This window comes from Methylotenera oryzisoli (assembly GCF_004661485.1).
Lineage (GTDB): Bacteria > Pseudomonadota > Gammaproteobacteria > Burkholderiales > Methylophilaceae > Methylotenera > Methylotenera oryzisoli.
In genome coordinates this window covers 50,609-65,025 of sequence record NZ_PQVH01000002.1, presented here as the reverse complement: position 1 = coordinate 65,025, position 14,417 = coordinate 50,609, and the positions used below count along the sequence as shown (strand labels likewise).

The 14,417-nt window shown below is 42.9% G+C and carries 13 protein-coding genes and 1 pseudogene; 10 read left to right on the top strand and 4 right to left on the bottom strand.

Annotation, left to right across the window (positions count from 1 at the left end; translation table 11 throughout):
- Window positions 1-9: 9 nt before the first annotated feature.
- Window positions 10-621: a TetR/AcrR family transcriptional regulator gene (locus C3Y98_RS01225; protein ID WP_135276318.1), complete on the bottom strand. Its 612-nt coding sequence runs from the start codon at window positions 619-621 to the stop codon at window positions 10-12.
- A gap of 91 nt (window positions 622-712) precedes the next feature.
- On the opposite strand from C3Y98_RS01225, the gene C3Y98_RS01220 reads away from it, so the two are divergent.
- The 9 genes and pseudogenes from C3Y98_RS01220 to C3Y98_RS01175 all read left to right on the top strand — a co-directional run bounded on the left by C3Y98_RS01220 (window position 713) and on the right by C3Y98_RS01175 (window position 10,234).
- Window positions 713-2,209: an efflux transporter outer membrane subunit gene (locus C3Y98_RS01220; protein WP_135276317.1), complete on the top strand. Its 1,497-nt coding sequence runs from the start codon at window positions 713-715 to the stop codon at window positions 2,207-2,209.
- Between the two features lie 42 nt (window positions 2,210-2,251).
- Window positions 2,252-3,652: an MFS transporter gene (locus C3Y98_RS01215; protein WP_135276498.1), complete on the top strand. Its 1,401-nt coding sequence runs from the start codon at window positions 2,252-2,254 to the stop codon at window positions 3,650-3,652.
- Window positions 3,653-3,748: 96 nt separating this feature from the next.
- Window positions 3,749-4,618: an alpha/beta fold hydrolase gene (locus C3Y98_RS01210; protein ID WP_135276316.1), complete on the top strand. Its 870-nt coding sequence runs from the start codon at window positions 3,749-3,751 to the stop codon at window positions 4,616-4,618.
- 19 nt (window positions 4,619-4,637) lie between these two features.
- On the top strand, window positions 4,638-4,856 hold the full coding sequence (locus C3Y98_RS01205) for a hypothetical protein (protein ID WP_135276315.1): 219 nt from the start codon (window positions 4,638-4,640) through the stop codon (window positions 4,854-4,856).
- Between the two features lie 83 nt (window positions 4,857-4,939).
- A pseudogene (locus tag C3Y98_RS01195) lies at window positions 4,940-5,740 on the top strand (MBL fold metallo-hydrolase).
- 322 nt (window positions 5,741-6,062) lie between these two features.
- On the top strand, window positions 6,063-6,986 hold the full coding sequence (locus C3Y98_RS01190; RefSeq protein ID WP_135276313.1) for an AAA family ATPase: 924 nt from the start codon (window positions 6,063-6,065) through the stop codon (window positions 6,984-6,986).
- Window positions 6,987-7,000: 14 nt separating this feature from the next.
- On the top strand, window positions 7,001-8,263 hold the full coding sequence (locus C3Y98_RS01185) for a DUF58 domain-containing protein (RefSeq protein ID WP_135276312.1): 1,263 nt from the start codon (window positions 7,001-7,003) through the stop codon (window positions 8,261-8,263).
- Window positions 8,260-9,588 (top strand): DUF4129 domain-containing protein, encoded by a 1,329-nt coding sequence (locus tag C3Y98_RS01180; RefSeq protein ID WP_135276311.1) that lies wholly within the window; start codon window positions 8,260-8,262, stop codon window positions 9,586-9,588. Before C3Y98_RS01185 ends, C3Y98_RS01180 begins: the two co-directional genes overlap by 4 nt.
- Window positions 9,589-9,811: 223 nt before the next feature.
- A complete protein-coding gene (locus C3Y98_RS01175; protein WP_135276310.1) occupies window positions 9,812-10,234 on the top strand; it encodes a DoxX family protein in 423 nt (140 codons plus the stop codon).
- Between the two features lie 227 nt (window positions 10,235-10,461).
- Here the strand turns inward: C3Y98_RS01175 and C3Y98_RS01170 are convergent, their stop codons facing one another.
- The 3 genes from C3Y98_RS01170 to C3Y98_RS01160 all read right to left on the bottom strand — a co-directional run bounded on the left by C3Y98_RS01170 (window position 10,462) and on the right by C3Y98_RS01160 (window position 13,060).
- Window positions 10,462-10,716, bottom strand: a complete 255-nt coding sequence (locus C3Y98_RS01170; RefSeq protein WP_135276309.1) for a hypothetical protein — start codon at window positions 10,714-10,716, stop codon at window positions 10,462-10,464.
- A 300-nt stretch (window positions 10,717-11,016) separates the two neighbouring features.
- Window positions 11,017-12,207 (bottom strand): ammonium transporter, encoded by a 1,191-nt coding sequence (locus C3Y98_RS01165; RefSeq protein WP_135276308.1) that lies wholly within the window; start codon window positions 12,205-12,207, stop codon window positions 11,017-11,019.
- Window positions 12,208-12,385: 178 nt separating this feature from the next.
- Window positions 12,386-13,060: a hypothetical protein gene (locus C3Y98_RS01160; RefSeq protein ID WP_135276307.1), complete on the bottom strand. Its 675-nt coding sequence runs from the start codon at window positions 13,058-13,060 to the stop codon at window positions 12,386-12,388.
- Between the two features lie 171 nt (window positions 13,061-13,231).
- Here C3Y98_RS01160 and C3Y98_RS01155 point away from each other — a divergent pair, with 171 nt between their 5' ends.
- Window positions 13,232-14,401 carry a PilT/PilU family type 4a pilus ATPase gene (locus C3Y98_RS01155; protein WP_135276306.1) on the top strand — a complete coding sequence of 390 codons (1,170 nt, stop codon included), beginning with the start codon at window positions 13,232-13,234 and terminating at the stop codon, window positions 14,399-14,401.
- The last annotated feature ends 16 nt before the right edge of the window (window positions 14,402-14,417 follow it).

Here is a 14,417-nt window from a genome sequence, read left to right as displayed (position 1 = left end):
TAAATTAATTTATGGAGATAAACTTCTTAATATTAAGTTAGAGAGAATCATTGGGGCATGCTCAGCCAAGTGCAGATTATGCTGGAGCAATAATGGATTGCCATATGGCTGTATGACTAAATAGATTGCATTCACGGTTTCATCGATTGGTGTTTTACGCTCGAACTCTCCAGACTCACGTCCCGCATGCACGATTTCTAGAATAATTTTTTTAATCTGCTCTTGATAAAGAGTACACGACTGCCATTGCTCGCCCGCAGCTGATGCAGCAATATCATAGAGCTTGCGATCCTCAAAGAATAACTGTGAGCTTGCTTCCACAACCGCTTTAAACATGCGCCTTAGCCGCTCTGATGCTGTGGGAGAGCCCACCATCGCCTCATCTATTGCTTTCAAAATAGCACTCAAAGTGTTGGAGCAAATCACCTCACCAATCGCTTGTTTTGTGGCAAAGAATTTATAGATATAGGCTTTAGAAAAGCCGATGGATTTAGCGAGATCGGAAACGGTCGTCTTTTCATAACCATAACGGCTAAAGTATTCAGCGGCCGCTTCTACTATCTGATCGCGGACATTATGTTCCGATGGACCACGTAAGTTGTTATCTAGTTTTTTAATCATGTTTATAGCATACATTGACTTTGGGGGATTGACAATAAGTGACCATATTGTAATATAGTCACAACTTTAATTAATAAGTTCAAGGACTATTATGCCTACTTTTCGTTTTATTCCACTGTTATTAAGCGCTGGTATTCTCAGCAGCTGTGCCGTTGGGCCAGAATATAAAAAAGTGGATGCAGCGTTACCCGATCATTACCTAGGGCAAGTTGCGCTGGATAATCGTCAAGCCACTACGAATGCTGATTTTGCGAAATGGTGGGAAGGATTCGCAGATCCGCAATTAACGAAATTTGTTGCATTAGCATTAGAACAAAACTTAGATATTGCACAGGCACAAGCTCGAATCAAGCAAGCAAAATCCGGACTGAGTGCCGCACATGCAGCACTGGTTCCATCTGGCAATATCAGCGCTCAGGCTATTCGCAACCATCAGTCACTAGAGTCTCCATTGGGGCAGCTGCTCAATGCTGTCCCTAACTATGACCGAGATGCGAATCTATACGAGGCAAACGTTAACGCTAGCTGGGAATTAGATATTTTTGGTGGATTAAAGCGTGAGCAAGACGCTGCCTTGGCTGAGTATCAAGCGGCAAAGGCTGGCGCAGTTGCAACGCGCTTGGCTGTGGCTGCGCAAACGGCTGATACTTACATCACTATCCGTGGCTTACAGTCTCGTTTAGAGATTACCAAAAAACAACTAGAAACACAGCAGCAACTCGTAACCAAGGTCAATATGCTCTATACCAGAGGGTTAGCGCCTAAGCTGCAAGTACAGCAGGCGGAAGCAGCAGTTGCCCAAGTAGAAGCCACTATTCCTGTATTAGAAGCGGGTCTTGATGTGGCGATGAATGCGCTGGATGTGATGCTAGGTGCCGCACCCGGCAAATACAGGGCTGAGCTAAGTACATTTAAACCTATTCCAGTTGCGCCTCAAATTGCATCCGTAGGTTCTCCTGCCGATTTGTTGCAACGTAGGCCAGACCTCATTGTTGCAGAACGAAAATTAGCCATCGCCAATGCAAAAATTGGTCAGGCCATTTCTGAGTATTATCCAAAAGTAGCCCTCAGCCTATTGATTGGAAGTGCAACCGCCATTTCTGGCGGCAATTTATTTACTAGCGCTGCCAACCAAGCCTCCGGCGTGGTGGGCTTACGTTGGCGCTTGTTTGATTTTGGCCGCATTGATGCACAAATCGAGCATGCAAAAGGCCAAGAAGCCGAGACTTTGGCGGCTTACCGACAATCCATCCTGCGCGCCACTGAAGATGTTGAGAACGCCATTTCTGCATTAGTGAAACGTGAGCAGCAAACGGCCTCTTTAGCACGAGGAGAGCAATCAATGAGTCAGGCGCGTGAATCATCCTTTATCGCATACCAAAGAGGTGTAGTGAGCTTAATTGAAGTGCTCCATGCTGATGAAAATTTATTGCAAATTTCAGATGCAAAAGCGCAAGCACAAACAGAATCTGCCCGATCAGCCGTTGCCGCATTCAAGGCGCTTGGCGGTGGGTGGCAACCTAGTGAATTGAGTAAATCTGCGAGCGTCTCGCATTTGAAAGTAGATAAAAAAGAAAAACAAAATTAAGCATACTCAAATTTCAATCACATGAGAACCAATCAATTAACCATGAAATCTGCTGCAAACATTAACGCAACGGCCATAAAGTCAGCCTCTAATACATGGCGCGTATTTGCGATCGCCAGTATTGCCATTTTTATGGTGTCACTCGACACCACGATTCTGTATGCAGGCTTTAATAATATTCTGCAGAGCTTTCCAAACGCTAAAGCCACAGATTTATCTTGGGCGATGAGTGCTTATTCCATCGTATATGCTGCATTACTCATCCCTGCTGGTGGCATTGCAGATAAATACGGCAGAAAAAAAATATTTATCCTAGGTACGTTGTTATTTATTGCAGCGTCATTTGCATGCGGTGCATCACCCAGTGTGTTTTGGTTAATCGTCGCAAGAATATTCCAATCCATAGGCGCATGCTTACTCTCCCCGGCCGCATTAGCATTGGTGCTAGAAGCCTTCCCTAAAGAAAAGCGTTCCGTAGCGATGGGTGCATGGGGTGCGGTGGGTGCATTGGCTGCTGCGTTAGGCCCAGGCATTGGGTCCTTTATTATTGATGTGGGCGGTTGGGAGTGGGCATTTTTTATCAACATCCCCATCGGCTTATTTTGTATTTGGCTGAGCGCTACACAATTGCGTGAATCGGCGCATCCAAGAGAAAAAATCCGCCTAGATTGGCTTGGCATGCTGCAATTAATGGTCGGGGTTAGCGCCATTACATTTGGTATTGTTGAAATTAAGACAGGCGCATGGGACACAACAGGATTGATCGGCATCATCCTAGCGGGTACTCTTGTTTTACTCAGTTATATTCCGTGGGCAAAACTTAACCCTGAACCGTTATTTGACTTAAATTTATTTAAAAACCACACGTTTCTTTTTGCCAACTTGGCAGGCTTCACATTTGCGATTGCCTTTTCCATCATGTTTTTCTCATTCTTTTTCTGGATGAAAGAGATTTGGCATTACCCTCAAACACTAGCGGGTACCGCCATTATGCCGGGGCCACTGAGCGTTGTACCAACCGCCATCATCGCTGGCAAATTAGCCTCTAAAATAGGCCACCGCCCATTACTGATTGCAGGCTCTATCACATACGCGTTGAGTGGATTGTGGTATTTGTTAATCCCCGATGCCAATCCTCATTATCTTCAACATTGGTTACCAGGATTACTATTAAGTGGTATGTCCATAGGGTTAGTCATGCCATCACTCTCAGCAGCAGCGGTACACGCACTGCCACCAAAAGATTACGCCGTTGGCTCCGCGATCAATCATGCAATACGCCAAATCGGCACCGTCATCGGAGTCGCCATTACTGTGCTGCTGCTAGCAAAAGCTCCGTTACAAATCATCGATTTTAAAACTACTTATGCCATTCATATCAGCTTGGCTTTAATCACTGCTTTGCTTTGTATACCCATTAACACAAAGCCCAACCGCAAGTGAGCAAACATTAATCCGTATTCATAATGTGGCCAAAGTAAGACGTAAGCAATCAGCATCAAACTAGAAACTAGCATTCAATTATTCTGGGAGAAAGAAATGGAAAACGCACCAAAAGATTTAAGATTTAATGGCGAAGAACTATTGATTAAACTCAAAGACGGAGAGACTGTTCGTGTCATTAAAACTGGCAAAGGCGAGCCGCTAGTACTAATACACACCATAAGAACGCAGATTGAGTTCTTTAGTGAAATGATTCCGTTTTATGCCAAAAACTACACTGTGTATGCGGTTGATTTACCAGGTCATGGCCAATCCTCAATCAATAAAAACATCAATTATGATGAACCGTATTTCAGAAAATCTATCATCGACCTCATTGCTAAATTAGGCCTTGAAAATATCACCTTAGTCGGCGAGTCGATTGGCGCCACATTATCCTTAACGGTTGCTGCATCCATCCAAGAGAAAGTTAAGCAGGTGATTGCTGTCAACACCTATGACTATGAAACACGTTACGCCGATGGTGTGAGACGTGGGAACTTTATCGCTAATTTCATGCTATGGAATTACTCTCTTCCAGTTCATGGTGCCATTTTCTCGGCTTTTGAAAATAGCTTTTTCCTAGGCCTTGTCATGAATGGTGGGGTCACGCATATCAAGAAATTGCCTTCATGGTTAGTCAAACTCTTTAATAAAACAGGGCATAAACCGGGCTACCACTATCTTGGCAGAAATGTCTTAAGCAATTGGAAAAGTTGGGCCAAGGCACCTGAGCATTATTCGCAAATTAAAAGCCCGGTGACTTTGATATATGGTGAAAATGATTGGTCAAGAAACAATGAAAGAATGCGGACTTTAAATAAAGTTCCTAACGCTAAACTTGATACGATTGCAAAATCTGGTCATTTTTTAAGTGTGGATAACCCTGATGCCCTTAAGCAGGTGGTAAGCAAACACTTAATGTAATGGTGTCATCACTCATATCATGAAAAGAAGAGTTTTATTGATGTTTAGCATACTCATCGGTGGCTTCTTGGTGTTTGCGTATGCAAATACAACGCATGTGCAGACACCATTTAAGAATCTAATCGTAAACCCTGAGGATAAGCATGAGATGGCTTCAATCGCTTATATGCTGCATCGGGCTTGGGTACAATTATCTGCCAAAAGTCTAACGAAAATACAATCTCACAAGCTGCTTTAAATTTATAAGCTTTAGCGAATCATGACTTTGCACTTGCTTGGCTTGGGCATGACACGATGCTGGTTAGAATGGATCAGCAGTGAATTCTAAATGATCCGATATTTAGTCAACATGCAACGCCCTTCGCGCCACTTGGGCCAAGACGCCTAGCACCACTGCCGACAGATATTGGCAAGTTACCTCATATAGACGTCGTTTTAATTTCACATGATAACTATGACCATCTTGATTTAGAAACAGTGCGTCTGTTAGCTAAACAAGCAAATGGCATCCCTAAGTTTTTAGTAGGCCTTGGATTGAAGGCATGATTTCAAGCCAATGTCCCTGATGCAAACGTTAAGTAAATGCAATGGTGGGATGAGACTCCAGTTGCACAGACAAACTTTCAGTTTGTTCCAGCGCAACATTCTAGTGGTCGCACATTCGCTAGCAAAAACAAAACTGTGTGGAGTGGCTGGGTGATTGAATACAAAGATAAAAAACTCTACTTTGCTGGAGATACCGCCTATGAGACAGAGCTATTTACGATGCTCAAACAAAAAATCGGACACATTAATCTTGCCGCTTTACCCATAGGAGCATATACGCCTAGGGATTACATGCGTTTTGAACACATGAAGCCAGAAGAAGCCGTCCAAGCGCATATCGATTTAATGCCGGACGCCTCTATCGCAATCCATTGTGGCACTTTCCATTTGGGTGATGAAACATCGAATTTGATAGGAATAGACACAAAGAATGCAATCGCTGAAAGAAAAATAAATAATTTTAAGTTATTAGATAATAGGCCAAACGATAGAAATTTCAGAATAGCGAACACAATAATCTCAGATAACATTCATGACAATTTAAGCGCCGTGATAGACCTCATGATCATATTTTAGCAATTTCACTAAATGTCTTCTTTTGGCCGTTAGCAGTTATTAATGACCAACCCTACGCTTTAATTAAAACATGACCGCCATAACTTGGTAGTCCACGATTTCAAATTTCCATGTCCATAAAAATCCTGAATTATCAGGCTTTTCTACTAGTGCTTTATGCGGTTGGTGCTAGCTGCTTATGGGGTAAAACTAGTCGCTTATGGCATGTCGCACAGGTGCCAAGAAGCTTTAGTTTAATCAATCTATTCTTAGTAATTAATATTCACTTACTTTCCCATCATGATTAGGCTATTATTTTTATAAAATATAAAAAGGATAACCAATGAAAGCCATTCAGGATGTTATTAATAATATTGAAAAAGTTATTATTGGTAAGCGGGAGGTTGTTGAGTTAGCCGTTATTTCATTGATCTCCCAAGGTCATGTTCTTATAGAAGATGTGCCAGGAACAGGTAAGACCATGATGGCACGTGCACTGGCCAAATCAATCGATGTCGACATGAAGCGATTGCAGTGCACTCCAGACCTGCTTCCTTCCGACATTACTGGAGTACCAATATATAACCAAAAGACCAGCGAGTTTGTCTTTCGTCCTGGCCCAGTATTCACAAACTTCCTGCTTGCTGACGAAGTAAACCGTGCAACCCCTAGAGCTCAATCGGCACTTCTAGAATGTATGGAGGAGTTTCGCGTCAGTGTAGATGGCGAAACACACGTTCTACCACCGTTGTTCATGGTGCTTGCCACTCAAAATCCGATTGATATGGCGGGAACGCATGTGCTGCCAGAAGCGCAGCTTGATAGATTCTTTGTGCGCCTAAGTGTAGGTTATCCATCACTAGATGGCGAGGTAAGCATCATGAATGCACAAACATCTAAACATCCCATAGATGATCTTAAAGCGGTTGCCACTGAGGCATCGATAGTTGAAGCCCGTGAGGAAGTAAGAAAGATTCATTTAAATGCAGACGTTGCTAGATATATCGCTGAAATAACTTCCGCAACTCGAAGCCATCCTGACTTAAGGTTGGGCGCAAGCCCTCGTGGAACGCTTGCATTAGCTAAAGGTGCTAGAGCTTATGCGTATTTACGTGGGCGAGATTACGTTACGCCTGACATGGTGAAATCAATGGCTCATGCAGTCCTGGAGCATAGGTTGATTATCCGCCCACAAGCTGCATCATTAGGGAAAACAAGCAAGATTATTCTCAAGGAAGTGCTTAATCAGGTTACTCCGCCAATTTAATTTAGGATCAAAAAATGATTCTGAGTTATATTAAAGAGCATCCAGTTTTACGTCACCAAAAGATTCTAATCATTACGGTACTAACACTGGTCGCTTACTATATTGCTTTAAACCGAGAGCAAGCGTTTCCATGGCTCATCGCATCCCTGTTGCTATCCTCACTGATTGCTAGTTATCTTTTCCCACGCTTGCTTATTCGAAATGTATCAGTGTCTCGCACCGGGCCGGATAGAGCCAAAGAGAACGAACATATCTTTTTTGATATTAAAATCAGCAATCATGGAATCATCCCGCGATTCATGATTCAAGCTATAGATAAGCTACCTTTTATTCACAGTTTAGAAGGCATTAAATCAAACACTCAAATACTTGGTGTGGTGGCATATATTGGTAGCGGAGCAACGCATAATTTTAAGGTCTCAGTGGGTTGTGAAAAGAGAGGTCTCTATCAATTAGGGCCTGTCGGCATCTCTACGAGCTTTCCTTTTGGCTTACTAGAGGCCCATCAAAACAAAAATGGAGGAACCCAAACCCTTACGATATATCCCGACCTCTTTCCTATTATACGTCTACCACTTTTAGGCACCCCCAGTGAGATTCACCGTGGTGCCTTTTTGTTACCGAAGGGGGCAGGTTCTGCCGAGTTCTCAGGTCTACGTGAATATCGTCAGGGCGATAACCCACGTCATATCCATTGGCCAACTACAGCGAGAACTAATGAGCTTATGCTCAAAGAATTTGAGCCCCTAGCTTCTGCCAAGCTTCATATCATTTTGGATCAATCTAAAGTCTCGAATGTTGGCACAGGTAAGCATGCTAGTTTTGAATATGCGGTCCGCATTGCTGCGTCAATCGCTAGATATGCAACTAACAACGGCATGTCTATCAATGTTTCACCGTATCAGGGAAAAGATTCGATAGGCTTGGGCTCGGGCGAAATGCATTTTCGAGAAATTATGGACTATCTCGCTATTATTGATGCCAATAGTGATGTCACTTATTCGACTGTGATACAAGAAGTAGCGATGTCAATGACTGAGGGGCAGACCACTATCGTATTTCTCTCAGAACCAAGCGCTCGGGTTTCAGAGACGCTCCAGTCGCTTGCCTTATTGAAAGCCAGAGGGGCAAATATTATTGCCATTCATTTAGATAGAGCTAGTTTCATGGGAACACACTCTGAGTCCCATTCGCTATGGACAGGTATCTTTGATTTGGACATTGGCTACTTTTCGATTAGAAAAGATGACAACCTCACCAGTGCTTTTAACTCATGAGTATTGAACTAAAACATAAGTCCATTTACTTTGGACTGCTTATTAGTCAGCTTTTAGCGGTGACTTGTAATGCATTTCTTGATATTCGGTATGGGTATTTTGCTTTCGAAATGTCTTTTTGGATTTTATTATATGGATATTCAATAACAGTTGCGATAAAGCAGAATGGCGTCTTAACTGAATACGGCAAGACAAGAATGCGCCGACTTGTCATTTTTGGTGCGGTTATCAGTATCTTTATCTTTATTCCCACATGGGGCATCTTTCGCGCCGCTGTTTACATCTTAGCTATATTGCAGGTTGCTTATAACTGCACCACGACAACGCGTAAGCAACTGTATCTTAGTATTTTAGTATCTTTGGTGATGGTAATTTTTGCATCGTCTCACTATCGTGCAGATTGGACGATGTTGTTTTATTTGATTCCCTATGTCATTTTTGTGGTTGCTACTATCGTTGCAGAACAAATCAATAGCAAATCAGACGAGTTACGCACACGGAGCTTGTCAGCTCCAATACTAGTGGGGCAAACAATAGCAATAATCACAGCTACTTTATCGATTCTACTGTTGGGTTTTTTACTTTATTTAATCACACCTCAAAAAACGATTGACCAACTCAATCATAAATTTGGCAATCCTACAGCCATTGGTGCTGGCCTCCATACATTGGAGGCAGGAGCAGGCAACCAGTCATACTTGCCCATTCAAGAACCTAGCATGAAAAACTTACTGTCAAATTGGCCGAGTCCAGATGAGATGCGTTTGGCAGCTAAGCGTGAAGGAATGCCTAAATGGCAGGCAGATGCAATCAACTCGCTCGCGGACATTTCAGGTAATTTAAGCAAAGGCTTTACGCAAACGAAAAAGCGTTTCGACAGCTTATGGGGTGCTTTTAAAAAGTGGATTGAAGAAAATCTACGACAGATAATTCAAGTAATGATTCTTTGCCTTCTGTTATGTTTGGCGATTGCTTTCATTTTTTTTACGCGGGAGTTAAAAGTAACCACTTGGTTTAGATCTAGATTTGATTATCTATACTTAGGCATTTTTAAGATTCATTGCAAGCAAGCATATGCAATATCAAACTACTACTATGCAACCGAACGTTTATTTGAATTGCAGGACATACCACGACATCGCCGTATGACGGTTAAAGAGTATTTTGAGGAGGCTAGTAATTTCAATACTGAAATTAAAGCGGAGTTGACGATGATAGCAAGAAACTACGAAGATTATCGTTATGGAGAAAAGTCATACAATAAAAGTGAATTAGAGACTCTCAACTCACTTTACAAAAAAGTCTATCGCACTTTATCTAAGTAACTAGACCTAAAGTAAAGCACAACTTCTAACGTCTGCTTGGGGCTGCTCTGAGTGAGCTATCTAGCTCAGCCCTACGCGAGCTAGATGCACAGCAAAACATATCAATTTAAGAACAGATGTGCTTACATCTGTTCAACAACAGCGCGACGTGATAGTTTTCGTATTGCCTTAGTTTCAATATGAATAAGAAGTACCGTTTCTACTAATTAAAAAGGAAAATGTGATGGTGACTACGACAACGAATAGTAATTGTGCTGATACAGGTAAACTCATACTACGTGCAACGCTGGCAATCCTGATTCTGTTACACGGCATTAGCAAGCTAATGAATGGCGCCGACTTTGTGACCGGTTTGGTAGCGCAGGCCGGCCTGCCCGCAGCGGTAGGTAATCTGGTTTATGTGGGTGAAGTGCTGGCTCCCTTGCTGGTACTGTTCGGCCTATGGGCGCGTATCGGCTGCCTTATAATCGCCATCAATATGGTAGTGGCGATTCTGTTGGTGCATACCGGTGATCTTCTGCATCTTAACCAAACTGGTGGCTGGGCGCTGGAGTTACAAGGCATGTTCCTTGCCACGGCTTTAGCAGTGTTTTTTCTTGGTGCTGGCCGTTTCAGCATTCAAGGTAATGGCAATCGCTGGAATTAACAGAATAAATTGATGATGAAAGCGGGTTACTCGTTTCTGTAAGAGTGACTACGTTTTTACTTACATCAAACTTATATATTTAGCCCCTATGGCACTAAGCCATGGGGGCTAAAATAGCAATACCAATCGCTGATATGCTTAGTTGGCTGCTCTGCGTTATTGATATGTGTGAGTAATTAAATATATTGAGATACCTAAAAACTTAGGTATCTCAGCGCAGCATTTAATTAATCAGTTTCAAGCTTCATTAAAACCTCTTCATCAGCAACCATATCCAAGACCTCCTCGGTAAACTCATCGGGACATTCGCTCGACCACTCTGCACCTGCTTTAAAGTCTGATGTCATCATAGGCAAGAAGCTCATGTGCATATACTGCCCATTATCCATCTTAATTGCTTGTACTTGGTCGGGATGCTCTACCAAGCCCCATGTGTCAGGGATGTCTAGCTCTAATTGGATTGTTACTAATAGTTTTTTCATGCGGTGTCCTTGTGTTAAGTTTTCTCTATTGATTTAGTCATAAAGATAGGCGGCGCCTGAAACATTGGCACATGCGCAGGCAATACGGTCTTAATGTTTATTAAATGTACCACTTAACTATATAAGTCATTCTGGACTTCCCAAAATATCTAATATTCATTAATGGGATTGCGACAAAATTTTCTTAGTAGTATCAAAAAAGGCTCTTAGTTAAGAGCCTTTCTAGTTTCAATTTTCGACAGACTTTATTACCGCCAGACAGACTTAATTAATTCTCATCAACAACGCACTAACTACAGATTAATCATTGGTTGTTGATGGGATTTTATGAATGGTCAAATCTGCGCCGTCATATTCCTCTTCTGCAGTTAACCTAATGCCAACCAATTGCTTCAGTGCACCATACACGACAAAACCACCCACCAACGCAACGGTTACCCCCACTGCTGTGCCAAGTACTTGCGATGCAAAACTCACACCACCCATACCACCCAAGGTTTTAAGCCCAAAGATACCTGCAGCAATACCACCCCAAGCACCACATAGACCGTGTAATGGCCACACCCCGAGCACATCGTCGATTTTCCAGCGCTGTTGTGTCAAGGTAAATGTCAGCACAAATAGTACGCCTGCAATCGCACCAGTTGCCAGTGCACCTAACGGATGCATCACATCAGAGCCAGCGCATACCGCAACCAAGCCAGCCAAAGGGCCATTATGCACAAAGCCCGGGTCATTCTTCCCCATAACCAATGCAGCTAAAGTACCACCAACCATCGCCATCAATGAGTTCACTGCAACTAGTCCGCTAATACCCTGAATGGACTGTGCTGACATGACGTTAAACCCAAACCAGCCAACCGTCAGTATCCATGCACCCAATGCCAGAAACGGAATGTTTGACGGTGGATATGCGTGCAAACGACCATCCTTACTGTAACGGCCATTACGTGCACCTAGTAAAACAACAGCCGCCAATGCGATCCAACCACCCATCGCATGCACGACTACAGAGCCTGCAAAATCATGAAATGACGCACCGGTCGCCTCCTTTAACCACGTTTGCAATCCGTAGTGATTATTCCATGCGATACCCTCAAAAAACGGATATACAAAACCCACCAAGGTGAACGTAGCGAACATTTGTGGATTAAATTTCGCGCGTTCTGCAATGCCGCCGGAAATAATCGCTGGAATCGCAGCTGCGAATGTCAGCAAAAAGAAAAACTTAACTAAACCGAAACCATTTTTAGCCGCCAGGACTTCAGCGCCACTAAAAAAATCTACGCCATAGGCAATGCTGTAACCAATAAAAAAGTATGCAATGGTAGATACGGAGAAATCCACCATAATTTTAACCAGTGCATTGACCTGATTCTTATGCCTGACTGTCCCTACCTCTAAAAAGGCAAAGCCTGCGTGCATTGCAAGCACCATAATGGCGCCAAGCAATACAAATAAAACATCATTTGCTGAGACTAACGCTTCCATTTCAATCACCTATAAACATTTTAAGCCCCGCAAAATAAGCAAATATCACGCCAAAACATAACTTATTGTTTTGTATAGACCTTGCATCATATGGCATGAAAATATTGCACTAAAGTTGTGCTATTGGCGGTGCATTGCACTAAATATGTGCAAACAGTGCTTGGGGTATTTTTTAGAACTAGATTAATACGTTACCAGCGCCCTCTTTAAGTACCATGCTGGCAGCATCTGGGTTGCCGGACCAAAAATGATAAAACTCACGCACTACGACTAAAAATAAACGGCGACTATGCTTGATGCTAAATAAGGGCAAAGTAAGGTCTACCGCGGCGCGATACGCCTTACTATCTTTTTCTGGCGCTGTGCGCAGACGAATTAATATGATTTTTGCTAACTTAACACGTGTATCAACCAAAGCCTGCTCAGCGCCTTCAAAACGCAGGGCTTGAGTGTAAGCTTTTAAAGGCCAGTTTTCAGCAGCCTCAAACTTTTCTGTCTCCAAACTATCGGATAGCAACTTGAGCGTTGCTTGCACTGGCCGCCAATCGATAGGTTTAACATCAAAGCCAGGGTTAATGTTTAAAGCGGCAATCGCTTTAAAATCCTTCATCCAAAATGGATAAAACTCACGTGCAGCGGTAAGGCTGTCATGCCATGCATCTACCGGAACCGAGTCCATCACCGTCTCTATAATATCGCGATAGACTTCACCGTTCGACACTTGCCCCACCAGCTTCTGAGCTAAAAGGTCTAAAAACAACGAACGTCTATGCAGCACGTCACTGTTTGCGCCTTTAACCTGCAACAACTTTAAATAAGCATCGATAGCTTCTTTTTCACGTATTTCATTCATGCGGTGATGACTCTTATCAATAATCCTATGAAACAATAGCTGACGATGGGAATGTTCGCTTACAATTAAACTTAAGTACGATAATTGTCGGCAATAAGCTTGAAAGTGACGACGTGTTAATTATGGATTAACTCGTGCCATATTGTAACCCCAATAGATAAGGTTTCTTGAATGACAAACGAACAAGCACTTAATTACATGCATAATCTTTTACGAGGCATGCTTGATAAAAAGGCCTCGGATTTATTCATTTCGGCAGATTTCCCTCCCGCCATGAAAATTGATGGGAAAATGACACCTGTCACCCAGCAGAAGCTGACCGGTGAGCATACCAAAGCCTTTGCTGAAGCGCTGATGAATGAAAAACAGCGTAATGAATTTGCAACAGAAAAAGAGTGTAATTTTGCTATCTGGCCTAAAAACATAGGCCGCTTCCGTGTGAATGTATTTATACAGCAAGAAAAAGTGGGGATGGTCCTACGCACCATTACGACAGAAATTCCTAAATTTGATGACTTAGGCTTACCTGAGACACTGCAAGATGTGATGCTCACCAAACGCGGTCTGGTCATTTTGGTAGGCGGCACGGGTTCAGGCAAATCAACCACCCTAGCGGCACTGATTGATTACCGTAATGAAAATACATACGGACACATCATTACAGTGGAAGACCCTGTCGAGTATGTGCATCAAAGTAAAAACTGTTTAGTGACGCACCGAGAGGTGGGCAGAGACACCAACGGATGGTTTAACGCTCTTAAAAACACACTGCGTCAAGCCCCTGACGTAATTTTAATTGGCGAAATCCGCGATAGAGAAACCATGGAATTTGCGCTGGCGTTTGCAGAAACCGGCCATCTTTGCATGGCAACCTTACATGCCAACAGCGCCAACCAAGCAATTGACCGCATCATTAACTTCTTCCCAGAAGAGCGTCACGCGCAATTGCACATGGATTTATCACTCAATCTGAAAGCGTTTGTCTCGCAACGTCTGGTTTCCAAGAAAGGTGGTGGTCGTTGTGCTGCCATTGAAATCCTGCTCAACTCACCACTGATCTCTGATCTGATTTTAAAAGGTGAAACCAACATGATTAAAGAAGTCATGGCTAAATCTACAGAGCTTGGCATGCAAACATTTGATCAAGCCCTCTTTAATTTATGTGAAGAAGGCCGCATAACTGAAGATGATGCCCTGCGTAATGCAGACTCAATCAATGAGTTGCGCTTACGCTTTAAATTGCATGGTAAAAACGCAGGCAACGTAAAAAGCTCTTCCAGCTTTGATAACCTATCGCTGCATGAAGATGAGCCTGATGAGTCAGAACTAGACCCTATATAATAATGAGTATGCATTA

What these genes read in the sequence shown, in the direction of transcription:
- C3Y98_RS01215 (WP_135276498.1), top strand. Translation starts at nt 2,252, where the DNA reads ATGAAATCTGCTGCAAACATTAACGCAACGGCCATAAAGTCAGCCTCT.
- C3Y98_RS01170 (WP_135276309.1), bottom strand. Translation starts at nt 10,716, where the DNA reads ATGAAAAAACTATTAGTAACAATCCAATTAGAGCTAGACATCCCTGAC.
- C3Y98_RS01160 (WP_135276307.1), bottom strand. Translation starts at nt 13,060, where the DNA reads ATGAATGAAATACGTGAAAAAGAAGCTATCGATGCTTATTTAAAGTTG.
- C3Y98_RS01190 (WP_135276313.1), top strand. Translation starts at nt 6,063, where the DNA reads ATGAAAGCCATTCAGGATGTTATTAATAATATTGAAAAAGTTATTATT.
- C3Y98_RS01220 (WP_135276317.1), top strand. Translation starts at nt 713, where the DNA reads ATGCCTACTTTTCGTTTTATTCCACTGTTATTAAGCGCTGGTATTCTC.
- C3Y98_RS01175 (WP_135276310.1), top strand. Translation starts at nt 9,812, where the DNA reads ATGGTGACTACGACAACGAATAGTAATTGTGCTGATACAGGTAAACTC.
- C3Y98_RS01210 (WP_135276316.1), top strand. Translation starts at nt 3,749, where the DNA reads ATGGAAAACGCACCAAAAGATTTAAGATTTAATGGCGAAGAACTATTG.
- C3Y98_RS01165 (WP_135276308.1), bottom strand. Translation starts at nt 12,207, where the DNA reads ATGGAAGCGTTAGTCTCAGCAAATGATGTTTTATTTGTATTGCTTGGC.
- C3Y98_RS01180 (WP_135276311.1), top strand. Translation starts at nt 8,260, where the DNA reads ATGAGTATTGAACTAAAACATAAGTCCATTTACTTTGGACTGCTTATT.
- C3Y98_RS01155 (WP_135276306.1), top strand. Translation starts at nt 13,232, where the DNA reads ATGACAAACGAACAAGCACTTAATTACATGCATAATCTTTTACGAGGC.
- C3Y98_RS01185 (WP_135276312.1), top strand. Translation starts at nt 7,001, where the DNA reads ATGATTCTGAGTTATATTAAAGAGCATCCAGTTTTACGTCACCAAAAG.
- C3Y98_RS01225 (WP_135276318.1), bottom strand. Translation starts at nt 621, where the DNA reads ATGATTAAAAAACTAGATAACAACTTACGTGGTCCATCGGAACATAAT.
- C3Y98_RS01205 (WP_135276315.1), top strand. Translation starts at nt 4,638, where the DNA reads ATGAAAAGAAGAGTTTTATTGATGTTTAGCATACTCATCGGTGGCTTC.